We start from the raw sequence: 25999 nt of genomic DNA on the forward strand, positions 1-25999 counted from the left end.
TAGCTTTTCTAAGTCATGGGGATTAGTCTTTAGCCATGACTTAGAATCGAGCAGCCTATATGTGCATACTATTTGTAGCGCTACAAACCCATCCACAATATCCGTTAATCATCTGTGCAAATAGAGACGAATTTCATCATAGACCCACAGAAGCCGCCCATTTTTGGCCAGAACAAGCATCATTATTAGCAGGTAAAGATCTAGAAGCTGGCGGCACTTGGCTAGGAGTTAGTCAACAAGGGAAAATGGCTGGTCTTACTAATATCCGCGCACCTGAATTGAATCAAAATGATATGAAAAGCCGCGGTGAGTTAGTGCTAAAAGCCTTAACGGCCGATGGAATCAACCATCAATGGTTACAAGACTATAGTCGTTTCTATAATCCTTTTAATCTACTTTTTGGTGATGAAAATCTACTACAATGCTTTGACAGCCGCAGCAAAACACTAATACAACTTAGCCCCGGATATCACTCTATTAGCAACGGTGCACTTGATGATATTTGGCCCAAAATGGCCCGTGGTACACAAGCAATAGAGCAACATCTTTCTACTAACCTTACCCCCGATGTTGATGCTCTGCTATCCATTATGACAGACAATACTCAAGCCCCTGATACAGAGCTACCAACTACAGGTGTCAGCCTAGAATGGGAACGCCATCTATCGTCGATTTACATTAAGCATCAAGAATACGGTACCCGCTCAACCAGCATTATTCTAAAAGATCAGCAAGGAAAACTGCATTTCACGGAGGTGAGATATGACGGCAAAGGCCGTAACTTGGGTAGAGAAGAGTTCTTTATCGAACCGAATATTCTCGCTTAATTTAGGTCTTTTCCGTTGGTCTGACGTAGCGAAGCGTTGCCAATCAGCCAAAGTGAACCAACAACCAGTACTGCGGTAGCTAATAGAAATGCCATAACAACTCCTTTTTATTTCAAATCGAGCTAAGCTGGTTCCCGTTATTCAGTCGAACTGGCTTAATCAGAAGTATGGTCATGGGTTATCACCCAGCGGTCATCAATTTTCTCAACGAGTAAAGTAAACACGCCGTTAGGATTATCTTTAGCGCGTTCTAATGACCAGCGGCCAACCACTATCGCGGCGTAATTACTGAGCATTTTAGTTTCTTTAATCGTGAAGGTCAGCGTGCCTAAGGTCGCTTTATCTGGATAGTGTTTCTTATAGGCAGCAAGCGTTTCTTCCCAGCCATAACGAAATTTACCATTAGAAACGAAACGCATTTTTTCGTTATTCCAATAGCCTTGCATATAGGCATCTAAGTCACCGCGGTTCCATGCAGCTTCTTGTTCGGCCAAAATACTCGCAATATCATCTGTTGGTACCGCATTGACGTTAAAAGCTAAGCACAACAATACGACACTAATTGCTTTTTTAAACATTGCCACTCTCCAGTCTGGCTTTATTGGGTGTACTATACCTTAATTAAGCGTCTTACAACCTAACAATTGGCCAAAGCCGCATATAGCAACAATACTCCATAAAAAGGCCGGAAGGTTTCATTATATGTTTCAAATATTTTGTAAAGGGCTGTTTAAGCTCATTGGCTGGAAGATCTCCGGCGACTTACCCAAAGATAAACAGTTTATTGCGATTGTCGCACCACACACGAGTAACTGGGATTTTATTATCGGCGTCATCGCCCGCGGTGTTTTAGGTGCGCAAATTAACTTTTTAGGTAAACACCAACTGTTTATTCCGCCTTGGGGCTGGTTCTTTAAGGCTATTGGTGGCACACCTGTAGATAGACGTAAAAGTAATAACCTCGTTGATGCTGTAGCTGATCTATTTAAAACTAACCCTAAATTTAGTTTAGCCTTAGCCCCTGAAGGCACTCGTAGCCCAGTCACTCGCTGGAAAACAGGTTTTTACCATATCGCTAATAAGGCTCAAGTCCCAATTGTTACCGTCGGCTTGGATTTTGCTAAAAAAACCGTAGTTATTGCTGATGGTAAAATGCCTACTGGTGATATTGAGCAAGATATGAATGAAATCATCGACTTTTATCGCTCGATCGAAGGTCGTCACCCTAAACTCATTCCCGATTTTACCCTTTAGCTACCTACCGAGACAATTGCCTAAATTATGACTGGCGGCTATAGTGCTGCCAGTCTTTTAAAATTGTATAAAATCCTATGAGCTTCGATACCTGGTTACTCTACCTTTTTGCCATCTTATTAATTGCCGTTTCACCGGGTACGATGGCAGTTTTATCTATGGGGCATGGCATTCATTACGGTAAAAGCCGCAGCATAGCTACTGCATTTGGCAGTGTCACTTCAGCGCTAATATTGATGATGGCATCTGCAGCAGGTTTAGGTGCATTACTCAGTGCAACTGAATATGGCTTTACTATTTTAAAATGGTGTGGCGCAGCTTACCTGCTATTTTTAGGGGTAAAACTCTTACTCACTAAAGGCGATGGCAAAGGCTTAGAGCTCAAAAATATTGAAGGGAAAGGTACGCCAAAGCAGCTATTTAAACAGGCTTTTTTCGTCGGTATTAGTAATCCAAAAGATCTACTTTTCTTTGCTGCGCTATTTCCACAGTTTATTGATATCGGTGCGCCACAAGGACCACAGCTAGCCATTTTGGCCACGACTTGGGCCGTGGTTGATTTCAGCTTTGTGATGATTTACGCCAGCATGGCTAACGTATTAGCACCAACACTTAAATCAAGTAATAAACTGCATTGGTTTGATAGAACCAGCGGTGGTGTATTTGTGGCTCTAGCAGCTATTTTAGTTTCTCGAGAAAACTAATACAAAGTTAAGCAGAAAAATAAGCCAGCATTAAGCTGGCTTATTTGTATTGGTTGCGGGCTAACACACCGTTAATGTCTTAAGCTGCGAATATCTGCTCCAGTTGGACCTTGATAAACCCTTAAATCGAACTCTGGCAATATGGCAAAGATATGATCAAAGATATCCGCCTGAATCCCTTCATAAAATTCCCAGCGCGTATCATTAGTAAAAATATACAGTTCAATCGGTACCCCGAGTTCTGTTGGCGCTAGTTGGCGCACCATCAAGGTCATATCTTTACGAATTTTATCATGCTGAGTTAAGTACTCTTGGATATAAGCTCTGAATGTACCTAAGTTAGTTAAATGACGACTATTAACATACATTTCAGCATCTTCAACTTGAGCGTTATAGGTAATGATTTCTGCCGACTTTGATGAGAAATAATCTTTAAGGTAGTTAATCTTACTCAAACTGCGCATGTCGCTTTCAGTTAAAAAACGCACCGATTGAATATCGATCTGCACCGCACGTTTAATACGACGCCCACCAGATTCAGACATACCGCGCCAGTTTCTAAACGAGCCGGACGTTAATGAGTATGCAGGCAACATAGTCAGGGTCTGGTCAAAATTACGCACTTTAACTGTGGTTAACGACACCTCTTCTACCGTACCATTAGCACCGTAATTATCCATTTCAATCCAATCACCAGGGCTAACCATGCGATTAGCCGCTAACTGAATACCTGCGACAAAGCCTAAAATGGTATCTCTAAATACCAACATGACTAAACCGGTCGCGACACCTAAACCACTTAAGAAATACACTGGAGACTGGTCGGCCAACACCGAGATAGAGATGATGATAGCCACAAAGAACATAAACAGCTTAGCCAGCTGCACAAAGCTCTTAATCGGTAGTCGACGGCTCACTAAATTATAATCAGCAATTTCATTGGCAGCGTCCAATGCGCTATAAATCGCGCGGACGAACAACACCACAATAGTCACATCTAGAAATCGGTCACTCAGACTGCTAAGCACCTTATGATCATTTAGTGCCAATGGCAGCAAGATGTTTAGGATAAGAATCGGCACCATAATAGCCATCTTTTCCAGCACCTGGTGGCGCATAAAGATGTCGTCCCAATGGGCTTTTGAACGTTGGATCACCAAGTTCATGGTGGTAACCACACCACGTTTAACAAAAAAATAAGCAGCGAAAGCAATAATTAAACACGCTATCACCATAATAGTGCTTGAGATACCATCTGAAGGCTGGGTATCTATGCCCATATTAGTTAACCACTGAGCAATTCCCGCTCGTAACTCTTGGTCCAAAACCTTTCTCCTACTGCGCTAAATTTTGCGCATCAAACTATTTAAAACCAGCCTACATCATCACAAAGCAATAACAACATAGGTGTTACAAATATCTATTATTTCAGTCATTTTAGCACTGTTGGTTGACTGTAAACCAAAGATTCACAACAATCTATCGCCATAAGTCTGACGTTGGAGAAAGAAGCATGATTAGATTATTGCTAGCTAGCTTAATCGCTTGTTGTAGTGTTAACGCTATGGCCAATAATTTTAGCCTGGAAACAGAAACTAAACCCGCTCCAGTTATGGCTATAACTTTAGACTATATTCCAGCGACTGAAGATATGTATGGCATCACTTTCGCTCCGCGCCACTATGATCGCGACTATGCCAATTGGGGATACTACATTGGTTATGCCCAAAGTCAGAAAGAAGACGTTTATGTTGAGCCACCGGGTGAAGCTTATACTAAAGACTCGCTATGGCGCTTTGGCCTGAGTTATACATTGACTGCAGATTTAAGCATCTACGGCGGTGCTGCAGCTTATACCTCAGAATATTCTTCGACCACTAACATTGTGCCTTATGTTGTCGGTGCAGAACCCGTTTGGGAAACCGATAAAGACACCACTTGGGGCGCGGAAATTGGTCTACGCTACGTCATAGGTAAGCATGTTATGATTGGCGCCGGATATAACTCAGCTACCGAATCAGCCGTAATAAGCATTGGCTACTCAATGTAAGCATGAGTACGACAGCTTCAAGCCCGCATTAAATTACTTCAAATTACTTGCTGTATCACTTTATTAAGATGCAGCAAGTGAAACTTACAGTTAGCCAATTTAAATAAGCGGTATAGCTGCTATCGTTATTTAGCTAAGACTCAGTTAAAGTAATTAAACGTTCTACAATATAGAACTGAACCTTTAGCTTGATATTTCCCCGCTTTAAAAGAAGTGAAAGGTGTATTACCGGAAAAGTTGTGTTGGGTGAAAAAGGGATTATCTACATGAACACATGATTCCGTATAATCTGCGGTTTTAACGGCACCTATAATTAGATTTATAACAACAAAAGATAGACCAAGAAAAATAGTCGTAATGATAATGCAATTTAATACCTTCATGATTCCCTTCTTTAATAACGCTCCAACAATTATAATCACAATATTTTTTATTTTATGATGTTAACTGCAGTTTAAATTTTGCAGGCAGTGTAATCGATAGCATTGCTATCATCCAGCTAGCAAAGGTGCCGTTCAGCGAAAAGACTGTTTGAGCTTATGTTCTGTCTAATCATCAATTTAACACTAGTTGCGCGATAGCTCTCTATATTGGCTTCAAGTTTCACGCTTGCCTTCAGTGCTTTGAATTTCCACTGAATGCATAGATTCTTAATGCAATTGGTATTAATCCCATCGCAGTTTGTCTATGCTAGAGCAATCAACTTAAATAGGTTAATTGCCATGTATAAAGCCCTACGAATCTACGCCTCTATAGCGTTACTAATCAGCTCCATTCCAGCCTTTGCAGCAGAGGTGACAAGAGTCACCCTAGAGAATGGTGCTACCGTAAAGCTCAATGATGATTTCACTTGGGAATACGTTATTTTAGAAAGCCAAGCTAAGCCAGATACCGCACTACCAGTAACTTTACCTGCAACTGTTGCTGCTGCTTCGACGGTAAAAAATACCGCAGCAACAATTACCGAAAATGCTCCAAATTCTGCAACTAAAGAAACACTCACTTCTAGCGCTATCGCTCAATCGGCCCTACTTAAATCCACTGCCAAAAGCGGTGTAAAAATCAGTTTTGCTAATAGCCAGTGGGATGATGATGGCCGTCTAGGACTTACCTTTGAACTCAGTAGCAATAGCCCAGAACACTATGTCATGATCGAACTTGAAATTAGCTTGTTTGCTGACTCAGGTCTTCTGATTAAGAAAGAGGATGTTAAAGCATGGCAGGCCATTTTTAGAATGCCAGACTCCTACTTGCGTAAAGGCCAAACTCGCGAGAGTCGCGTATTTTGGATAGAAGGCATCGACAAGAAGCAGTGGACAAAACAGTTAATGAGCTTAAAAATGGGTGAGATGGATTCACGTATGTAATACCTTTCCAAACACAAGTTCAACCAATAGAACAATAAAAGCCTGCTTAGTTTATCCAAGCAGGCTTTTTTATATTTTACTCCCACACTCTAGTCAGATTATTATTAAATATTTTTATTTTACAAACCAAAATCATGATAAAAATTCATTATAAAAACAAAAAATAAAACCGAATAAAAAAGTAAGCATATCGACACACACCCACTCACACATATCGGATTACAAAGGTTTGCACAGTATATTGCACAACACGACTATCGATATATTATTCACAATATTATACAGATGATTTTGTTTTAATTTAAATTAAAAATAATCCCGAGCTACTTTTCCGTCAGCAACAAATTACTACCAAAGTCAGCTGAAAAAAACACCTAAGCATATTTTCACAGAGAGACAGCCAAAAAAAAAGAGCCCGTAGGCTCTTTTCACTAATGATCTTATAACAGTCAATTAGCCACTTACAGGCTTGGCAAGATATCTGCTGGCAGGTAAGCGTTGTAGCTTGCGGTTAGCAGTAGATCTGTTGCCGCTTCGATATCTGGGCCGAAGAAACGATCCTTATCGTAGTAAGTCACTAGCTCACGTAACTCGGCTTTTGCTTGTGCAACTGCCACACTTGGTTGCAATGGTGCACGGAAATCTAAGCCCTGCGCTGCAGCTAAAACTTCAACCGCCAGCACACCACGAGTGTTTTCCGACATGTCACGTAAACGACGCGCCGCGAAGGTCGCCATCGAGACGTGATCTTCTTGGTTAGCCGAAGTTGGTAAACTATCTACTGATGCTGGATGAGCGTAAGTCTTGTTCTCTGATGCCAATGCTGCGGCAGTCACCTGCGCAATCATAAAGCCTGAGTTTACCCCGCCATTTTCAACCAAGAACGGTGGCAGCTTAGATAGGTTTGAATCGATAAGTAGTGCAATACGACGCTCTGCAATCGAACCTAGCTCGGCAATCGCAATCGCCAAGTTATCTGCAGCCATAGCTACAGGCTCGGCGTGGAAGTTACCGCCCGAAATAATATCGCCTGTGTCTTGGAACACTAACGGGTTATCAGTAACCCCGTTAGCTTCAGTGCCTAGCACTTCTGCCGCATGACGAATTTGAGTCAAACATGCACCCAATACCTGTGGCTGACAACGTAATGAATACGGATCTTGTACCTTTTCACAGTTAACATGATCTAGGCTGATCTCAGACTCATCACCAAGCAAGTGACGGAACACTGCAGCTGAATCAATCTGACCTTTTTGGCCGCGAGCCGCGTGAATACGTGGATCAAACGGGCTACGACTGCCCATTGCCGCTTCAACGCTCATAGCGCCGATCACAGAGCTTGCTGCAAACAGATCTTCTGCGTTAAACAGGCCTTCCAGTGCCAATGCCGTTGACGCTTGCGTACCGTTAAGCAAGGCTAAGCCTTCTTTTGCAGCAAGTTCGATTGGCTTAAGCCCAGCAATTTCTAGACCTTCAGCCGCAGTGATTAGCTCACCTTGATAGCTCATCTCACCTTCGCCAAGTAGTGGCAAACACATGTGCGATAGCGGCGCTAAGTCACCCGATGCACCAACAGAACCTTTTTCTGGTACACATGGATAAACACCGGCGTTAACCAAGGCGATAAGGAAGTTGATCACCTCTAAACGAATGCCAGAGAAACCACGGCTTAGCGAGTTAATCTTCAATACCATCATCAAGCGCACTGTGGCGTCTTGCATGTATTGGCCGGTACCTGCTGCGTGCGACAATACGATTGAGCGTTGCAGCAGCTGTAAATCATCAGCAGCAATCTTAGTGTTGGCAAGCAGACCAAAGCCGGTGTTAATACCGTAAACCGTACGGCCTTCGTCCAATACTTGCTGCACTAAGCCTGCGCTAGTGTTGATATCGGCGATAGCGCTTTCGGCTAGTTCTAGTGTGACTTTACCGCGGCTAATTTCGCGGATTTGCGCAAGGGTTAAGGTACCCGGAGTTAATACTAAATGACTCATTTAAATGCCTCTTATTCTTATACTGCTCGATGTGAGTGGCTTATAGCATTGGCAGGTCTAGACCCTGCTCTTTTGCACAATTTTTAGCGATATCGTAGCCCGCATCAGCGTGACGCATTACGCCCGTTGCTGGGTCATTCCACAGCACGCGACCCAAGCGCGCAGCAGCGTCATCAGTACCATCAGCCACAATCACCACACCAGAGTGCTGACTAAAGCCCATACCTACACCACCACCGTGATGCAGCGATACCCAAGTTGCGCCACTTGCCGTATTCAGCAGTGCATTCATTAATGGCCAATCTGATACCGCATCAGAGCCATCAAGCATAGATTCTGTTTCACGGTTCGGGCTGGCAACAGAGCCAGAATCTAAGTGATCGCGACCAATGACTATTGGCGCAGAAAGCTCGCCATTTTTAACCATTTCATTAAAGGCGAGTGCCAAACGAGCACGGTCTTTTAGACCTACCCAACAGATGCGCGATGGTAAACCTTGGAACGCAATGCGTTCGCGCGCCATATCCAGCCAGTTATGTAGGTGCGGATTGTCAGGAATAAGCTCTTTCACTTTAGCGTCGGTCTTGTAGATATCTTCAGGGTCGCCAGAAAGTGCCACCCAGCGGAACGGACCAATACCTTCACAGAACAGAGGGCGCACATAAGCTGGCACAAAACCTGGGAAGTCGAATGCGTTTTCAACGCCCTCTTCAAATGCCATTTGGCGAATGTTGTTACCGTAATCGGTTGTTGCAGCGCCTGCTGCTTGCAGAGCTAGCATCGCCTTAACTTGTACAGCCATTGACTGCTTCGCCGCTTTTACCACAGCAGCTTCGTCAGTTTTACGCATCTCGATGGCTTGCTCTAGCGTCCAACCTTGCGGCAAGTAACCGTTTAGCGGATCGTGCGCCGAAGTTTGGTCAGTCACCACATCTGGAGTAATGCCGCGCTCAACCAACTCAGCAAATACGTCAGCCGCGTTAGCTAATAGGCCAACAGAAACAGGCTTACCGCTCTTATTAGCTTCATCGATCATTGCCAAAGCTTCATCAAGGGTGGTGGCTTTTTTATCGACATACTTTGTACGTAGACGGAAATCGATGCGAGTTTCATCCACTTCACAGGTCAATACCGAGTAACCCGCCATAGTGCCTGCTAGCGGCTGTGCGCCGCCCATGCCACCTAAGCCGCCAGTTAAGATCCACTTGCCAGCAGAAGAGCCATTAAAGTGCTGCTTAGCCATAGCCACAAAGGTCTCGTAAGTGCCTTGTACAATGCCTTGCGAGCCGATGTAGATCCAAGAACCCGCCGTCATCTGGCCATACATAGCCAAACCTTTTTTATCTAACTCGTTAAAGTGTTCCCAGTTAGCCCAATGCGGCACTAAGTTTGAGTTAGCAATAATCACTCGCGGTGCATTATTGTGGGTTTTGAATACGCCCACAGGCTTACCCGATTGCACCATCAGCGTTTCATCTTCTTCAAGGCGCTGTAGTACCTCAACGATTTTGTCGTAGCATTCCCAATCACGGGCTGCACGGCCAATACCACCGTAAACCACTAAGTCTTCAGGACGCTCAGCTACATCTGGGTGTAGGTTGTTCATCAACATACGTAGCGGTGCTTCGGTCAGCCAGCTTTTGCAGCTTAGCTCTGTTCCTGTCGGCGCGATAATGCGGCGGCTTGGATCGTGTCTCTTATCCATCGGTACTACCTCGTTCAATTTGTTTTTATGTTTTTCTTATCTGCTTGTGAAGCTTTTATATTTACTGCTTTGCTCTAAGAGCCGTGTGCAACTGGCGCTAACTAAACGTCAGATGACCACCTAATCTAAAACGACTTCCTGGGTGCACTAAACGTGCAAAACTCACCACACCTTGGCGCGACCAAGTGCGGCGAGTGATCTGTAAACAAGGCTCAACAGCGGCAATTTCCAGCAGCGCCAGTTGAGCTATATCAGCCATTTTGGCTTCAATGGTGTGCTTAGCTTCAGTTAGCGGAGCCACCATAGACAAGTATTCGTGGGGAGTTTGCTTGGTAAAATCTTGGTCTAAATATTCAGGCACTAATCTAGGGTTAACGAAACGTTCTTCTAGTTGCAGTGGCGTACCTTGCTCGCAGTGCACTAATACAGATTGGTAAACTTGGCTGCCTTCTTCAAGCCCTAAGGCTATGGCAATCGCGCCGGTTGCAACCGTTTGTGTGAGCAGCACTTGTTGTACGCTATAACCATGGCCACGATCTTTAATTTCATCGGCAATATTGCGAATAGCCATCATTGAGGACTGCGACTTTAAGCCTGCAACAAAAGTCCCCAAGCCTTGAGAGCGTTCTAACACACCCGACTCTGTTAACTCCGTTAATGCACGGCGCGCCGTCATACGACTACAGTCAAACAACTCTGCTAATTGGTTTTCTGATGGCACACGGCTGTCTTCAGCCCATTCGCCTGATTCAATTTGCGTTAAAATGTATTGCTTGATCTCTTCAAATTTTGGCGTTGCCATTGGCCATCCTATTGTCGCTATCTTTAGGTGCTTTTTTGTTTAACGTGCTCAAAAACTCGGCTACAATCCTAGCTTGTATATACAAGTAAATACAAGCTAGCTCACAAATTATTTTTAGTGTTAGTATTCCTATACAGCAAAAAGCAACCAAAAAGAGAACTGCATCATGTCGTGGGATCAAGTCTGGATAGATATCAATATCGCTACAATGTCGCCAAATATTTCAGAGCCTTACGGTGCAATTACCGATGCAGCCCTTGCGGTTCAAGATGGTAAAATTGCTTGGGTCGGTAAACGCAGCGACCTGCCAGAATTTGATGTATTCGCCACGCCAATCTACAAAGGCAAAGGCGGCTGGATCACCCCGGGATTAATTGATGCCCACACTCACTTAGTGTTTGCCGGCAATCGCGCCAATGAATTTGAATTGCGCCTGCAAGGTGCCAGTTATGAAGAGATCGCTCGCAGTGGCGGTGGCATCATTTCAACCGTTAACGCCTGTCGTGAAGCCGACGAAGCTGAGCTATTTGAACTAGGCCGCCAACGCCTAAACGCACTGGCTAAAGAAGGTGTCACCACAGTGGAAATCAAGTCAGGTTATGGCTTAGATATCGAAACCGAACTGAAGATCCTCCGCGTTGCCCGTGAGCTAGGCAAACACCACCATGTGGATGTTAAAACCACCTTTTTAGGCGCGCACGCGATCCCACCAGAATATAAACATGATAGTGATGCTTATGTAGACTTAGTCATCAACGAGATGCTGCCGAAAGTCATTGCCGAAGATCTTGCCGATGCAGTCGATGTATTTTGCGAGAATATCGCCTTTAACCTTGAGCAAACCGAGCGTGTGCTAACCGCAGCAAAAGCTGCAGGGCTACAAATCAAACTGCATGCCGAGCAATTATCTAACATGGGCGGTTCAGCCCTCGCAGCCAAGCTAGGCGCCAAGTCAGTGGATCATATTGAATACCTAGATGAAGACGGCGTAAAAGCCCTCAGCGAGAGTGGCACCTGCGCCACGCTATTGCCCGGCGCATTTTACTTTTTACGTGAAACCCAGCACCCACCTATCGATTTACTGCGTAAATACAAGGTGCCTATGGTGGTTGCCAGCGATTACAACCCCGGCTCATCACCACTTTGTTCAAGCCTATTAATGCTTAATATGGCCTGTACCTTACTGCGTTTAACCCCAGAAGAAGCGTTAGCAGGCATGACCCGCAATGCCGCCAAAGCCTTGGGTATTGAAGATAAGGTCGGCGTTATTGAGGTCGGCATGATCGCCGATTTCTGCATGTGGAATATCAGCACGCCAGCGGAGTTAGCATACACTTATGGTGTGGCCTCGTGTGTGGATGTGGTGAAAAGTGGTCACCTAGTGCACCAGTAGATGGGAATGCCTGAGCGATGAGGCATTTTTCATCGTTTTGGTGTTGCTGTTTATTGTTATTGTGTTTGGAACTTCGGAGTGGCTTCCGGCAGCCGTGGTTCCAATTGCCTGCAGCTGGTGCGGGACAGGGTTTTGTATCTAATAACCTCTGGTGTGGCTTTCTACATCTGATGCACCCAATGACCTGCGGTCGGCGCATGTGCAGACGCTGCCGTGACACGCTGTAAACCCATCCCTGGAAGCTCGGCCATGACGTCCATGTCATGGACGGTCACAGCCGCATCTACACTGGTTAGAAAGCATTACTCTCAGACTATTGCAGATTTAGTACGACTACTTGTTGCATAGGAGCAAATGTACAATGGATATAATCAGCAATCGCACAAGCTCCCAAGGGTTCACTTTAGACTTAAGCAGTTTAATTAGTTTACGCATATCACTTTACCTCTAATCAGCTATTTGATTGTTCTGTCAGTAATTATGCGTAAGGAAAAAAGCGAATAAACAGGGAAAATAAAAACTTTATTTTCCCTTCTTGATATTCTCCTTTAGCCATTTAATCCTATTTACCGAATTATTTTTATCCCACCAGTCATTAAACTGCTTTCTTCCTAGCGTATTTTCAGTTTCAGGACTCGCTATAACACCTTCCATATCGTCATATGCTTTTATCATTCTCAAAGCATCCTCAATTGTTCCTTTTTCTGTCATAGATTTAATGCTATTTCTAAAGTCTGAAGCTTTACCATGAAAAAACTGTTCAGTAACAGCGTGTTCTTTGCCTGTCACATAAAGTGCATATAAAGCAGCCCAATTTCTTTCCGTGTTTCTCTTTCGTCCTTGCTTTTGTTTAAACGGATTCTTACCACCCAAGTATTCTTTCAAGACTAAAGCGACTTCCTTATCTACAGTTGTATATTCAGACTCAAACTCGAAGTTCTGAATGTTGTTATTCAAAAAGGCTTTTACATCTTCTCGATTTTCACCATATTGAAGTGAAATACTATCCGCTAGTTCGCGTATAACCTTATCTCGCAACCCATTTAAATTTTGGTACTTTTTTTGCGTCAGACGATCCGTAACCCAACCTTCAACACGTTGCTTTAACTTGATTTTTTCTCTTTGTTCGTTATTCATTTTGCTCTGTATACCTACAAGGTTTACCGTTATAAATTAAAATCATTCAAAGCGTGTCCAACCTAAGTTCTTGATATTAATTCTTCTAGAATTACTTTTGATATAAAAATCGCACCACACTCACGGGAAACACCTATTCCCCATCGGAGTTGCCGAAGTGCGTAGATAACTCTTCACCTTCAAGAATGCCGTAGAACCATCATGGATGATGGTTCAGGCTCGGAGGGACATGGATGTCCCATCTGAGCCGTTAGGCGATTTTTATTGGAGCATGAGGATCAACAACTTCGTCGGGGCGGCAGGGACTCTTTATGAAAGAAATGGCCAAGAGGGGATTGCTGTTGATCCCCTTTTGGCCGAGTGTGAGCTGGAAGCTCACGACCTTTATCAAACGAAGTTTGATTAGCCGTAAATGTGGGATGGAATCCCACGACTTTGGTTGTTAGACGCAGTCTAACTATAGAGTTCAGGCGTAGCCTGATAGCTCTATCAAAGTTTGAAAAATCAAACCTCAACTATGAGGCGGATAGCAAATACCAATGTATAATCAAAACATACCAACTCTAACCTGCTGATAAATGTCTAAATACTTATCCAAACTACTCATTGCGATCTGCAGCGTAACCGCTATCACCATAGCGAATGTCGCTAGCGCTAATAGTAGTGAATTAGACCTAAACGACTACGAAGACGATGTCGCAGCACTGCTACAGGAATATCAAGGCCAAGACTCTTACTCACGACCTATCGTGCCATCGGTTTTGGTATATAAAGAAAGCGTGCAAGCCTCGACTTATGTCGACTTTAAACGGGGTTTGATCTTGGTAGAAACCCGCACTAAAGCGCAGCTTAAAGAAGCTGTCGTACAAGTATTATTAACCCAAATTGATCCAACTGTTATCGATGCACAAACCGCTGAAGACTTTGGCTTAATCAGCAAAAAGAAAAAGCCCTTCTTTTGGGGGCAGGTACTCGATAAAGACGGCAAAGCCATTGAGTTTGAATGGCGTGCATCACGCTATGCCGACTACCTAGTAAGTAAAAGCAAGCGCAGCAACTCACGCTTTCAAGTGGCTATCCACATGGTGAAAGAGCACACCACTATTGCCGGCAATAAGTATATTAACTATGCCCGCAATGCGAGCCGTAAACATGGTATTAGCACCGATTTGATCATGGCAATTATCGAGACTGAAAGCTCGTTTAACCCACTGGCGCGCTCACGCTCTAATGCGCTTGGTTTAATGCAAATTAAGGCCAATACCGCAGGGCGCGATTACTTCAACTTAATTCAAGGCTATAAGCATACGCCATCGTCGGCGTACCTTTATGATCCGGCGAAGAATATTGAGGTCGGTACAGGTTACTTAAAGATCCTTTCAAGCCGCTACCTTAAGGGCATCACTCACCCTAAAAAACGCGAATATGCGGTGATCTCTAGCTATAACGGCGGTGCGGGTAATCTATGGAAGAGCTTAGACTCACGCGGCAATCGCACCAAAGCGTTAGCGCGGATTAATAAGATGACCGTTAGCGAGTTTTATTGGTTTCTGACTCATCGCCATAACCGCGAAGAGACGCGTAACTACTTGAAAAAAGTCAGCAGTCGACAGAAGAAGTATCTCTAGCCTTACGGCTAAAAACTAAAACGATAGCCGCAGCTATCGTTTTCATTGCAATCAAAAATCAATCTTAGCAACTTACCTATTAAAGCTTGCTCTGCTGCTTATACTTAGCCAGCTTATTGTTGTACTTATTTTGATAAAAAGGATGATCAGTAATATCTAGAGCCAAGGCTTGATACTTAATCGCTAACTCTATTTCTCCTTGCTTGGCATAAGCCCCTGCAACTGCGTCATAGGCTATATAAGCTTGGGGATCATCACTAATCGCTACCTTATATACCGCAACAGCCTTACTTGGCTCTGTCTCCAGAAAAGAATCACCTAACTTAATCAATGAGCTAGTCGCAGGAACTTTAAAGCCATACTTTTGCTCAGAAAGATACTGATAATGAGCTAAAATAGCATTAGTACCTTGCTTAGAAACATCTGAATCTACAGCTAAAACTTTATGATAGTCATCAAATAAAGCTTCAATTGCGTAAGCTGTGGCAAGTACAGGCTGAGTCATATAGTAACTGCCATCAAAACGCTTTATTTGGTAGTCCAATACCTGATTACTGTTCGTTTTGATTATGGTTTCCATTTTAGCAAACGACGCTAGCTGTCGTTGTTCAAAGCCGCTATCACTGGTGCTCATAAACAAGAATCGAGGCTTGCCCTGCATTGCGGCAAGCTTTTTAGGCGCATCTTTAATAACGTAGGCAAAATCTTTACTAAGAACAGGGCTTGCGACAAAATAGGCATTAAATAACTGTGGACGATTGAGCAAAGTGTACAGCCCGAGACCTGCATTACCTGTAAAGCCATTTAGAATTTTAAAGCCGTTAGTGCGGTAATTTTTATCTATAGCTGGCAGTAGATCTTGTTCAAGATAATCTAATAGCTTTTGATTACCTTGCTCTTCAATAGCTAATGTTTTTAACTCTCCTAACCCCTTATGGCCATCAGGCGCAGTAACGATAATAGTCTCTAACCAAGGCCAATCACCGTTATGGCTCATCCAATCATGCATACCAGCGAGCAACGCTTGGCTTCTAGGATGAAAATCAAATAATACGACATACTGCTTATTTGTTTTTTTGCCATAGCTAGGTGGCAAAGTCACTTTAAACTCTGCTGGCTCGATTAAATCGGAAGTCACGTTCAGTGTTACAAATGCAGTATTGTGTTCATCTGCAATTGAAAAAGCAGAAAGACTCAAGCCAACAATTAGAAAAAATATCCGTTTAATCATTAAAAATATCCATATTTGAATTTATCGTATGACTTACCAAGTCGACATAAGGAAGTCTCTTATACGATCTCTGTCAGTTTCTGCATTACACGAAATCATTTCACCACATGATCTTCCTCTCAGCATGGTGCCTGTTCCAGGAGTAGCATCTGGAATATTTCTTCTCAATAAAGCAATATGATAAACAAACACTTCTTCTAGCTCAGGAGCTCTGACTTCTATGACTTCCATTTCACCTGTTGGTGCGAGAATACGACTAGAGTTACCGTCATTATTTTTCTGCTGTTTTTTGGCCAAAGTAGCGCGATTTTTTAACTGCATATCTAACTGAATAGCACTTAAATCTGACAATAGATCTACGGTATCAGGGTGCTCAGCTTCATAAGATTTTGATAAATAGGACTTTGCTTTTGCAATATCTTTTTCAACAATGTCCCCCTCCAAATACAGCATACCAAGTAGGTGGGCCGCCTCCGCCAAATCAGAGCGATTAGCGCTTCGTAAATACCTCATCGCTTTATCTACATCTTGATGTTCACCATCTTGGAGATAAATAATCGCCGCTTTATATTCAGCAAAAGGATTGTTGTATTTAGCCGCACGTCGATACCATTTTGTTGCCAAACGCATGTCGACCTCAGTGCCGTAGCCGAGTCGATACATTTCCGCTAGCGTATACATAGCATCAGAATGCCCATAACGAGATAAGGTTTTATACTCTTGAAAATTCTTTTCACAGTCAGCCATTTCACATGGTTCAACCATAATAGAGATAGAGCTAACCTTTACTTTGGCAACCGCATTAGCCATAAAAAAAGGTAATGTCGATACCGTCATAAAGAAACAAAAATAAGTTATATATCCTAGTCGCATATTAAAACTCCTTCCCTTGAGCTTTTTACGTAAAAAAAAGTATGATATTTAACCAGCCAAGTGTCAAATATCATACTGAATTAACTATGCCAAAATATTCGCCGCATCTATTAGGGTGCATGTGATAATTACACTAGCCAAAGCAAGTAATTCAGCTTAGGATCTGAGCAATAACAGATCTCGACTAATTAGAATAACCAATCAAGTTGAATCAGTATGATTGGTACAATGTACATTGCGGAGTGACCAAATATTATGGGTATCAGAGCCATTGTTGTAGATACAGCCGGTACGACTACTGACCTTAACTTTATTGAAGATGTACTTTTTCCATATTCAGCTAAGGCCTTACCCGCTTTTCTTGAAGAAAATAAAGATAATGTACTTGTAGATAACTGCATTTGTGACGTGCAAGATATTGCGCTTGAGCCTGATGCAAATCTTGCTCGCGTGACTGAAATTTTGCTGCAGTGGATTGAAGAAGATCGTAAAGCCACACCACTGAAAACTTTACAAGGTTTAATCTGGAAGCAAGGCTATGCCAATGGAGAGTTTAAAGGCCATATCTTCCCTGATTTTATCGAAGCACTTGATGGTTATAAACAGCAAGGTCTGCGTGTTTATAGTTTCTCTTCTGGCTCAGTCGAAGCCCAGAAAATGCTATTCAGCCACAGTGATGCGGGCGATTTAACTGACAAGTTTAATGGCCATTTTGATACCCGTACAGGCAACAAACGTTTCAAACAAGCTTACTGTAATATCGTCAATACGATTAGCCTTAGCCCGAAGCAAATCCTATTTGTATCTGACGTGCTCGAAGAGTTAAAAGCCGCTAACGAAGCAGGCTTAAACGTTGTACAAATGGTACGTGATGACAGCCAGCGCACTGGCGACTTTAAAATCATTACTAACTTTGCCGAGTTAAAGATCGACTAATAACTAGCGAATTAACATATAAAAAAGGGCCTCGATGGCCCTTTTTTATTATTTTTTGAAATCAACTATCAGCAGGAAATGCAGGTGAAATACACTTTTTCACCTCAAAGCGAAACCCATCTTGTTGTGCTTCATCTTGATAGATTTCCATTATTTCATAATCGTTTAACTCAACAACTCTTGAATCGACACTTTTTTGGCAACGAGACTTACTGTCAGCTTCAAACTCAAATGCAAACAGAGCAATCATCTGCCGTACAAAGGATTGATATTTATAGCGGGTTTGCAAATATTCATCTTGAAATTCTTGCTCAGCAGTCCCTACATCTGTATTCACCGTAATCAAAGGTTGCTCAACACCTACCGAGATGTCTGAGGTTAAATTTCTCTTTAAAGCTTGGCCATCCAGCTCTGGCACAATATATAAAACTAAATGTACCAACAGACCAGTGGCTAACATCAATCTAAGTAACCAGGTGGTTTTTTGAAAGTGTGCATTTTGAGTTAATTGCGGAAGTGCTATACCGATAGGTTTTAAGAAAATAAATAACACAAAATAAAATGGCACCAGCAGCTGAGCAGCTAGAATCACCAATGCGGTAATAAACACGAACCAAACAGGAATATATAGTAAAATCGCTAAATTATGGGTGTAAGCAAAATGTGTTGCCGACACGCCAATAACATCATTAACGACCCCGCCAGCCCAGCTCAATGCAAAATTAGCAACCACAGCATAAAACAGTAACAACAAAGCCTTACCCATTAAGCTATGCCAAATTCGCTCAAATAGAGGCAACAACTCGATAGCAAGCGCCAATACTGTTATCGCGGCTACCCAAGAAAAAGAGTCAGAAAAAATAGCGAGCAGAAATGCGAATAAATAGAGGTATTGAGCAAAGGTCAATATGGACAGCTTTTGACCCAAGCTCGAGAATTGCTGGTACAAGTCCTTAAACGAAGCACCTATATCCGTCACTACCCTTGGCATTTTTATTATTTTTTTTGTTGCCGTCATTGAAGTTGCTAATCCATGCAAGTGAAATAACGTTCAACAATAAACGCTTTCTAACAATTCACCAACACTAGAGCGAGTCTATCAACCTATTTATTTAGCCGAATTACGACGTATTAACCTATCCCAATTATCGCTTTGACGTGCATATTCTTGTTGGCACATTGCCGCCCTATCCTCTCTCTGGGCAGAATCTTGTAATAGAGCTGCATATTTGGCGGGATCACTGCCATAAATTAAACAAACGGTTGAGTGGTAGCGCTGAGCATCTAAACTATGTTCGCCACTAAAATCATCTTCAACCAACTCATCAATTTCTTCATCTTCTAGTGCAAATAGGTCTGCAGCACTTAACGCGATCTCTGCACCATTTTCAAACGCATTAATGAGTAAAAGAGTTGCTAAGGTATCGACGGCATCCTCTTCACGGCCAAGTATGATTACCTCATTAGCATAGAGATATGCATGACCATATTCATGGCCTAGAGTATGTAGAATGGCATCTTGAGTCGCCTCTTTTGGGCTGACTCCGGTTACTTGATAATTATCATTGGTAAATCGATTAAGCACTTCAGTGACAAAGTGATAAGGAATTTGAATCTGCATCAACTCAGGATCAAATAAAGGTCCATCTTGAGCCCCATAAACAACAGTTAGCTGATGTTCCATAGGCAGTGCTAGATAAAGCTGTTGTAACTGCGGCTCAATCTTTTTAATTAATCGATATGCCTGCACCTCTTGTCGAGTTTCAGTCTCAATAAATCGATTAACGGTAACGGCTTTGCAGCTTTGGCCAAAACAAAGCAATACGCCGACCGCCAACACTTTTAAAATTCTTTCCATATAACCCAAGTTACCCTTACCTTGTTGCCAGCCAAACATGCTGTTATGCTGACTAAAAGTTAAACACTTGTTTAAATATCAATATAAAATCACTAGAGATCATTATGGACAACTTTCTCAAGCAATTCCCAATTAACACTCAAATTGTTGTTGCATGGGGCGAAATGGATGCCCTCCAGCACGTCAATAATGTGGTTTATTTTCGCTACTTTGAAACTGCTCGCATCGATTTTTTCAATCAAATAAACCTACTTGATGAGTTACAAAAAACAGCCGTAGGCCCTGTGATAAGCGAAAATCAGGCTCGCTACAAACGCCCTGTTACTTTTCCAGATACCTTAACCGTAGGCGTCAGTATTAGTGACATTAAAGATGACCGGTTTATGATGCACTACAGTGTGTATAGTCAAAGCCAAAAAGCAGTCACAACAGTGGGTTCATCACAGGTGGTAATGTTTAACTTTAAGACAGGGCAAAAGGCCAAGCTTACGCCAGCATTAATCGATGCTTTGCAAACCTATGAGCAAGCTTAGAGAGCTCATAAACTAAAGCACCGCATATAGGAGTCTTAGATGACTGAAGTGACCCACCTAACTGATGAAAGCCGTTTTGTGATTAATCTTGATGGTGCTCAAGCCGTATTAGCCTATGAGCTTTATGATAATAGCTGTAACTTTAACAACACTTATGTGCCACCAGAGCTTCGGGGCAAAGGCTTAGCAGAAAAGCTAGTTCGCCATGGCTTAAAATGGGCTAAGACACAGCAATTGGAAGTTGAAGCGAGCTGCTGGTATGTACAAAAGTTTTTAAAAACCAGCTAACACTCACTTCCACCTAACAAATACGGTTAACAGCCTTAGACATTTACACCGCGAGCGACTCGCCTGTTAACAGTGCCAATTGCTCACGAATACTCTCGCTCAATGGCTGGCTTTTTTCACTCGAATAGTCGTAATGCACCATAGTAGTTTGTGCTTCTGCGGTCTTTTTACCGTTTTGCCAGCAACTTTGAGTTAGCTCAAAACTGCTATTACCGATCTTGCTAACCCAAGTTTTCACTTCAACATCACTTGCAAAATAAGTCGGTGCATTAAAGCCAATAGTAAAACCTGCCACAATCAGGTTCCACTTCGACAAATCTTGTGTCGGATTAAAGATCTTAAAAATAGGCTCGCGAGCCGCCTCAAACCAAACTGGGATCACTGTGTTATTTATATGACCTAAGGCATCAGTTTCACAGAACCTTGGTTGTAGAGTTAAGTTAAATGCTGTTTCAGACACAGGTAACGGTCCTTATTGTTATTATTATCAATTTGTCTTGTCATCATTCTACCGATAAATGACACACAGAGAAGAGCTTAGCCCTCAATCTATCATGCACAAATGGAAGCTAACTAGTCCACAGGCATAAATACCAACACTATCCGTCCATGGGCTTTTACACAAAGACTGGCATAAATGTTCCAGACATAAAAAAAGGCACGCTAATGCGTGCCTTTTTATTCAAATCTTTTAGCCAGTATTAACGGCTATACATCTTGTCGATTTCACGTGCGTACTTGTTGTAAATCACTTTACGACGAAGCTTCATGGTTGGGGTAATTAGACCCGCTTCCATTGAAAATGCATCCGGCAACAAGGTGAACTTCTTAATCTTTTCAAAGCCTGCTAGCTCGCTCTGTAGTGTCTTAAGACGTTGCTCAAAATGTTCAACCACATGAGTATGACGCAACAGATCTAACTGTGACTCATAGTGGACGCCTTTTTCTTTTGCCCACGCTTCTAGCGACTCAAATGCCGGAACAATAAGCGCTGTTACGTAGTTACGTGCATCAGCAACAATTGCAACTTGTTCGATGAATGGGCAACAACCCACTTTACCTTCAACTCGTTGCGGTGCAATGTACTTACCGTTCGAAGTTTTCATCAGCTCTTTGATACGGTCAGTGATAAACAAGTTGCCATTATCATCGATACGACCTGCATCGCCAGTTTTTAGCCAACCATCTTCAAATGCTTCTGCAGTTTCCTCTGGACGATTGTAATAGCCACGCATCACCGTATCGCCACGAACTAAAATTTCGTTGTCTTTACCCAGTTTAATTTCAACTTCTGGTATTGCCTGACCATTTGAACCCGGTACACGGTTACCTAAAGTATTACAGGTTGCTGTAGCAGTAGTTTCGGTCATACCGTAACCACACAAAACCGGCACATCAATACTTTGGAAGAAAGCGCTAACATTTGGATCCAGTGCAGCACCACCACAAGGCATAAACTTAAGGCGACCACCTAATACTTGCTTAAGCTTACTGAAAACCAGCTTATCGGCTAGTTTCCACTGTAGGCTTAAGCCTAAAGAAGCTTTATGACGACCTTGACCAACTTCAGACTGTTTATGACCAACAGACATCGCCCAAGTGAACATCTTCTGACGCATTTCAGGGGCTTTGATTACTTTATCTTGTACAGCACTGTACACTTTTTCCAAGAAGCGTGGCACCACGCAAAGTGTATGTGGACGCACTTGTACAATCGCTTCTTTAACCGCCATAGGGTTAGACAAGTAAACGTTATGGCCACCACGTGATAATACGTAGAAGCTCCAACCGCGCTCAAAAACATGGCTTAACGGTAAGAAAGCTAAAGACACATCACCAGGTGTGAATGGTAAAAAGTTATCGTGTTGGCGCACCATAGACGCGATGTTACGGTAATCCAGCATCACACCTTTTGGATCGCCTGTCGTGCCTGAGGTATAAATCAGGGTCAGCAGATCATCTAGGTTTGTGTCACCTAAACGCTTAGTTAGCTCAGCATCTGCAGCCTCATCAACTTCACGTTCAAGTAATTCGTCTAAATAGAAATGGTTTTGTGGATCTTGTAGCTCAACAGATTTATTGAACACCACTATTTTGGTCAAGCTGTCACACTGACTCATCAAATCGCAAGCCATTGAGTAATGCTCTGCATCCCCAACAAAAATCAGCTTTGCTGCTGCATCATTAACGATATAAGCCGCCTGCTCCATCGTGCTTGTTGGGTAGATAGGCACAACAACAGCTTTAGCTTTCAATAGGCCTAAGTCGGCACAGGTCCACTGTGGGCAGTTCTGCGACAAAATAATTGCGCGGTCTTGTGATTCAATACCAAATTGGATCAACACTCGTGCAATTTTAGAGGTAATAGTATCAAATTGAGCCCAGCTCACTTGATGCCAAGGCGCTAAAGTTTCGAAGCCTTCAAGTGCAGTCGCATCGCCAAGTGCTTGGCTCTGTTGCTGTATTAATCGTACTACGTGATATTGCTCGAGCGACATAAAATAGCTACCTTTTAGCTTACAAGTGTTCCGCTTTGACGCAAGTTTACTCGAAGAAACTCTAAACACTAAGAGTTTTTGCTCTATTTTTGTTAACTCAAACACAAAAAAAGGCCGTCCTGAGATGTCGACGGCCTATATTTAACAACTATTCTTTTAAGCTAAGTATCTTAATTAAAAAACAAATAATTTATTAACAGCTGTACATTTTAGCTCTGATTACTCACGCAACAAATCAGATTAAATTTTAATCATCTTTATGTTTTTAACCGTTATCATGGCCGTATTAAAACTATGATTGTAGTAAATCACCACGCCATAAACGGTACTTTGCCAAGCCCAAAGCAAATAAAGAAACAGCCAAAAATAGCAAATCCCATTGCACTAAACTCCATACCTGTTGACCAATTTCAACATCGGATAACCCTGCGGAAACCCAGCCCGAAAGTAAGCCAACCAGAAAAATCACCCCAGAGATCTGCAAAGATGTTCGACACATAGAACCAAAAGCTAAAGTTGCGGCACAGCCAAAACATGTCGTTAAAACAATATGCAGCCAAATGGATAGGCTAATCATTGGGTTTAATAAACTCACTAAACTTGCGGTAACCACCATGCTTACAACCAAAATAGCCAGTAATCGATATTGTCCTTGCATAAACGCATTTATCATACCTTGCTTGCCATCAAAGCCTGGTAGTACAAATAAGCTTTCAACCGAACGCCAACGCTGAATACGGGTCCAGTGCAACATGCCACATAGGATACAATTGAACTGCACCAGTAAAATCAAAACTGGAAACGGTGTCTCTAAATAATGCGTAACAACAGCCAGCAACAAGGTAAACAACGGCATGGCTATAATCATGATGCTAAACACCGGACCAATAAAATAGTTAGCTGGGTGCAAGCTGCGTTCAAGACGGTTTAATAAACTAAATGACTGCGGTGAAGGCAACCAAAACCACCCCATCTCTAAGCCATTTAAATACACGGCACGGGCTTTACTATTCCACCCTAAAGCAAACAGCTTACGCCATAAAATTATTGCTGAAGCCACAATAACAAGTAGCATTATCAAGCCTGCCCATGACGGCAGCAAGTCAGTTAAATAGGGCGCCATAGGTAGGGAGATATACAGCAAGAATGACAAATGAAACGCATTGCTCTTAGTTAGGCTTAAGTATAAAAAGCCTAAGCCAAAAAGCAGTGTTAATTGTAACTCGGTTATTTTTTCAAGCGCATTATGTGCGACTAAAAATACTAAGGCGATGATCAGGCTGACAGTCAGTAGCATAGCAGCCTGCAACAACACGCTTTGCCGATACTGTGGTACTAAACTCGCCCATTCCGTTGCCGCTAACCGGTTCATCTGCCAAGCAATTGCGACACAGGTTGAGGCAACAAACATGTTCATCAATAAGATTAAGGTATCGACTTTACGTTCTGCATCGTCCGGCAGCAAAAAAGGTAAGCCGATTGCCATAACTAAACCCAAGAAGCCAACGCCAATAAAGCTGGCACAACCTAGATCAAACACCCATAAACGCAAGCAGCCCTTTAACCATTTACCCGAACGAATAAACGCCCAACTCATGAGTGTAGCTCCATGAAGAGTTGTTCAAGGTTAAGTGACTCAGCACTAATCAGTCCGTCAAACTGCTGCTGATAGTTATCCACCAGCACCTTATTACCATTACGATTCAAAACGCTTAGCTCTGCCGGTAATTGAGTCCCCTCTTCCAAACTCAGTAGTTGCACCTGCTCTCGAAGTTCATCAATCTCTTTAAACAGTACTAATTCACCTTTTTTAATCAATGCTAAATGGCTGGCAACACGTTCAAGATCTGAGGTGATATGAGAAGAGAAGAGCACACAAGAGCCTGATTCGATCGCGAGATCAAACAGATCTGCCATAAATTTACGTCTTGCTATGGGATCTAAACTTGCGACGGGTTCATCTAAGATAAGGAGTTTAGGACGGTAAGACATGGCCATGATGAGCGCCAAGGATTGGCGTTGACCTACAGATAAGCGCTGCACTTGCTGCTTAGGTTCAAGATCGAAACGTTGCAACCACTCCTTCTCTAATGCCATATCCCAATCGGGATAAAAGCTACGGTGTAAATCAAGCGCCTTTGCTACGCTAAAACCTTCGTAACCAAAAGGTTGCTGCGGTACATAGCCTATTTGGGTTTTGAGCTTTGAGCTTAAGTCTTTCACTGAACTCCCGAGCACGCTTACCTCGCCCAAAGAGGGTTCGATAATTCCCAGAGCACAGCGCATTAAGGTCGATTTACCTGCCCCATTTTGGCCGAGTAACCCAACTACCATGCCAGGATATAACTGCAGACTCAGTGACGTTAACGCATTCTGGCCGTCAAAATCTTTGCTAACCTCGGTAAAGGCCAACGTCGGTGCTTGCTTCATTTCCATCGAAAATTGTCCTTTGGTCTTACTTTTCGCTTAGCGAGATCCGGCTTACTTTTGCCAGCGTTCTCCTACTAGGGCTTGCAGCCCATTCAAATCAATCCCCAATTGCTGCGCCTGTTTAATGAGTGCATCTACAGGCGTAATCAATAATTGGTTGCTATTACTAGCTTCATTTTGCGCTTTTAGTGCCACTCGTGTGGGCTGACCACGTCGGCGCTCCAGCCAACCTTGCTCTACAAGTTGCTGAATAGCGCGCGATACCGTCATCGGGTTCACGGTTAGATGCTCAGCCATCTGCCGTACTGATGGCAGTACCTGTTCACTTTGCAGTTGGCCCCCCACAATCAAACGTACAATCTGCTCGCTTAATTGTCGATAAATGGGTTCACCACTACTAGGGTTGACATTTAGTTGTTCTAACATTAGCCTTTAGTCACTGTATTAATACATTGATACACCGATACAGTACAAAGTTAACATAGATACGC

General features: G+C 42.9%; 26 protein-coding genes. 11 read left to right on the top strand and 15 right to left on the bottom strand.

Annotated features, from left to right (window positions below; genetic code table 11):
- Window positions 1-59 precede the first annotated feature (59 nt).
- Complete coding sequence (locus L2747_RS14405) at window positions 60-827, top strand: NRDE family protein (protein WP_248999713.1); 768 nt, start codon at window positions 60-62, stop codon at window positions 825-827.
- A gap of 155 nt (window positions 828-982) precedes the next feature.
- Here the strand turns inward: L2747_RS14405 and L2747_RS14410 are convergent, their stop codons facing one another.
- A complete protein-coding gene (locus tag L2747_RS14410) occupies window positions 983-1405 on the bottom strand; it encodes a YybH family protein (protein WP_248999714.1) in 423 nt (140 codons plus the stop codon).
- Between the two features lie 124 nt (window positions 1406-1529).
- Between L2747_RS14410 and L2747_RS14415 the strand changes: the two genes are divergently transcribed.
- A complete protein-coding gene (locus L2747_RS14415; protein WP_248999715.1) occupies window positions 1530-2081 on the top strand; it encodes a lysophospholipid acyltransferase family protein in 552 nt (183 codons plus the stop codon).
- A gap of 77 nt (window positions 2082-2158) precedes the next feature.
- The gene (locus L2747_RS14420; RefSeq protein WP_248999716.1) at window positions 2159-2785 is read left to right on the top strand and encodes a LysE family translocator; all 627 of its coding nucleotides are present in this window, start codon (window positions 2159-2161) and stop codon (window positions 2783-2785) included.
- 71 nt (window positions 2786-2856) lie between these two features.
- On the opposite strand, the gene L2747_RS14425 is transcribed toward L2747_RS14420, so the two are convergent.
- On the bottom strand, window positions 2857-4110 hold the full coding sequence (locus tag L2747_RS14425) for a mechanosensitive ion channel family protein (protein ID WP_248999717.1): 1254 nt from the start codon (window positions 4108-4110) through the stop codon (window positions 2857-2859).
- Window positions 4111-4298: 188 nt separating this feature from the next.
- On the opposite strand from L2747_RS14425, the gene L2747_RS14430 reads away from it, so the two are divergent.
- Together L2747_RS14430 and L2747_RS14435 are read left to right on the top strand one after the other, a co-directional pair.
- A complete protein-coding gene (locus L2747_RS14430) occupies window positions 4299-4835 on the top strand; it encodes a porin family protein (protein ID WP_248999718.1) in 537 nt (178 codons plus the stop codon).
- A gap of 722 nt (window positions 4836-5557) precedes the next feature.
- Window positions 5558-6202 (top strand): DUF3157 family protein, encoded by a 645-nt coding sequence (locus tag L2747_RS14435; RefSeq protein ID WP_248999770.1) that lies wholly within the window; start codon window positions 5558-5560, stop codon window positions 6200-6202.
- A gap of 461 nt (window positions 6203-6663) precedes the next feature.
- On the opposite strand, the gene hutH is transcribed toward L2747_RS14435, so the two are convergent.
- From hutH to hutC, 3 genes are all read right to left on the bottom strand, one after another.
- Window positions 6664-8196 carry a histidine ammonia-lyase gene (hutH, locus tag L2747_RS14440; RefSeq protein ID WP_248999719.1) on the bottom strand — a complete coding sequence of 511 codons (1533 nt, stop codon included), beginning with the start codon at window positions 8194-8196 and terminating at the stop codon, window positions 6664-6666.
- A 40-nt stretch (window positions 8197-8236) separates the two neighbouring features.
- Entirely contained in the window at window positions 8237-9901 is a 1665-nt protein-coding gene (gene hutU / locus L2747_RS14445; RefSeq protein WP_248999720.1) for a urocanate hydratase, read from the bottom strand.
- Between the two features lie 97 nt (window positions 9902-9998).
- On the bottom strand, window positions 9999-10703 hold the full coding sequence (gene hutC, locus L2747_RS14450; RefSeq protein ID WP_248999721.1) for a histidine utilization transcriptional repressor HutC: 705 nt from the start codon (window positions 10701-10703) through the stop codon (window positions 9999-10001).
- Between the two features lie 166 nt (window positions 10704-10869).
- On the opposite strand from hutC, the gene hutI reads away from it, so the two are divergent.
- Entirely contained in the window at window positions 10870-12096 is a 1227-nt protein-coding gene (hutI, locus tag L2747_RS14455) for an imidazolonepropionase (protein WP_248999722.1), read from the top strand.
- 522 nt (window positions 12097-12618) lie between these two features.
- On the opposite strand, the gene L2747_RS14460 is transcribed toward hutI, so the two are convergent.
- A complete protein-coding gene (locus L2747_RS14460) occupies window positions 12619-13233 on the bottom strand; it encodes a hypothetical protein (RefSeq protein ID WP_248999723.1) in 615 nt (204 codons plus the stop codon).
- 229 nt (window positions 13234-13462) lie between these two features.
- Between L2747_RS14460 and L2747_RS14465 the strand changes: the two genes are divergently transcribed.
- Window positions 13463-13639 (top strand): hypothetical protein, encoded by a 177-nt coding sequence (locus tag L2747_RS14465; RefSeq protein WP_248999724.1) that lies wholly within the window; start codon window positions 13463-13465, stop codon window positions 13637-13639.
- Window positions 13640-13811: 172 nt separating this feature from the next.
- Window positions 13812-14861: a murein transglycosylase domain-containing protein gene (locus tag L2747_RS14470; protein ID WP_248999725.1), complete on the top strand. Its 1050-nt coding sequence runs from the start codon at window positions 13812-13814 to the stop codon at window positions 14859-14861.
- A 79-nt stretch (window positions 14862-14940) separates the two neighbouring features.
- On the opposite strand, the gene L2747_RS14475 is transcribed toward L2747_RS14470, so the two are convergent.
- Window positions 14941-16092 carry an alpha/beta hydrolase-fold protein gene (locus tag L2747_RS14475; RefSeq protein ID WP_248999726.1) on the bottom strand — a complete coding sequence of 384 codons (1152 nt, stop codon included), beginning with the start codon at window positions 16090-16092 and terminating at the stop codon, window positions 14941-14943.
- A 33-nt stretch (window positions 16093-16125) separates the two neighbouring features.
- Window positions 16126-16965 (bottom strand): tetratricopeptide repeat protein, encoded by an 840-nt coding sequence (locus L2747_RS14480; protein WP_248999727.1) that lies wholly within the window; start codon window positions 16963-16965, stop codon window positions 16126-16128.
- Between the two features lie 255 nt (window positions 16966-17220).
- On the opposite strand from L2747_RS14480, the gene mtnC reads away from it, so the two are divergent.
- Window positions 17221-17901, top strand: a complete 681-nt coding sequence (gene mtnC / locus L2747_RS14485; RefSeq protein WP_248999728.1) for an acireductone synthase — start codon at window positions 17221-17223, stop codon at window positions 17899-17901.
- Window positions 17902-17962: 61 nt separating this feature from the next.
- On the opposite strand, the gene L2747_RS14490 is transcribed toward mtnC, so the two are convergent.
- Window positions 17963-18919, bottom strand: a complete 957-nt coding sequence (locus tag L2747_RS14490; protein ID WP_248999729.1) for a hypothetical protein — start codon at window positions 18917-18919, stop codon at window positions 17963-17965.
- Window positions 18920-19009: 90 nt separating this feature from the next.
- A complete protein-coding gene (locus L2747_RS14495; RefSeq protein WP_248999730.1) occupies window positions 19010-19759 on the bottom strand; it encodes a DUF4344 domain-containing metallopeptidase in 750 nt (249 codons plus the stop codon).
- 104 nt (window positions 19760-19863) lie between these two features.
- Here L2747_RS14495 and L2747_RS14500 point away from each other — a divergent pair, with 104 nt between their 5' ends.
- Both L2747_RS14500 and L2747_RS14505 read left to right on the top strand, forming a co-directional pair.
- Window positions 19864-20292, top strand: a complete 429-nt coding sequence (locus tag L2747_RS14500) for an acyl-CoA thioesterase (protein ID WP_248999731.1) — start codon at window positions 19864-19866, stop codon at window positions 20290-20292.
- Between the two features lie 39 nt (window positions 20293-20331).
- Window positions 20332-20580, top strand: coding sequence for a GNAT family N-acetyltransferase (locus tag L2747_RS14505; RefSeq protein ID WP_248999732.1), 249 nt, complete (start codon window positions 20332-20334; stop codon window positions 20578-20580).
- 43 nt (window positions 20581-20623) lie between these two features.
- Here the strand turns inward: L2747_RS14505 and L2747_RS14510 are convergent, their stop codons facing one another.
- The 5 genes from L2747_RS14510 to L2747_RS14530 form a co-directional block, all read right to left on the bottom strand.
- Window positions 20624-21040, bottom strand: a complete 417-nt coding sequence (locus tag L2747_RS14510) for an acyl-CoA thioesterase (RefSeq protein ID WP_248999733.1) — start codon at window positions 21038-21040, stop codon at window positions 20624-20626.
- Between the two features lie 241 nt (window positions 21041-21281).
- Window positions 21282-23078 (bottom strand): AMP-dependent synthetase/ligase, encoded by a 1797-nt coding sequence (locus L2747_RS14515; RefSeq protein WP_248999734.1) that lies wholly within the window; start codon window positions 23076-23078, stop codon window positions 21282-21284.
- Between the two features lie 292 nt (window positions 23079-23370).
- Window positions 23371-24675 carry a hypothetical protein gene (locus tag L2747_RS14520; protein ID WP_248999735.1) on the bottom strand — a complete coding sequence of 435 codons (1305 nt, stop codon included), beginning with the start codon at window positions 24673-24675 and terminating at the stop codon, window positions 23371-23373.
- Window positions 24672-25514: an ABC transporter ATP-binding protein gene (locus L2747_RS14525; protein WP_248999736.1), complete on the bottom strand. Its 843-nt coding sequence runs from the start codon at window positions 25512-25514 to the stop codon at window positions 24672-24674. The genes L2747_RS14520 and L2747_RS14525 overlap by 4 nt, the downstream gene beginning before the upstream one ends.
- 45 nt (window positions 25515-25559) lie before the next feature.
- On the bottom strand, window positions 25560-25934 hold the full coding sequence (locus L2747_RS14530; protein WP_248999737.1) for a GntR family transcriptional regulator: 375 nt from the start codon (window positions 25932-25934) through the stop codon (window positions 25560-25562).
- Window positions 25935-25999: the final 65 nt, after the last annotated feature.

Source organism: Shewanella marinintestina (genome assembly GCF_023283845.1).
In the GTDB taxonomy this organism is placed as follows: domain Bacteria; phylum Pseudomonadota; class Gammaproteobacteria; order Enterobacterales; family Shewanellaceae; genus Shewanella; species Shewanella marinintestina.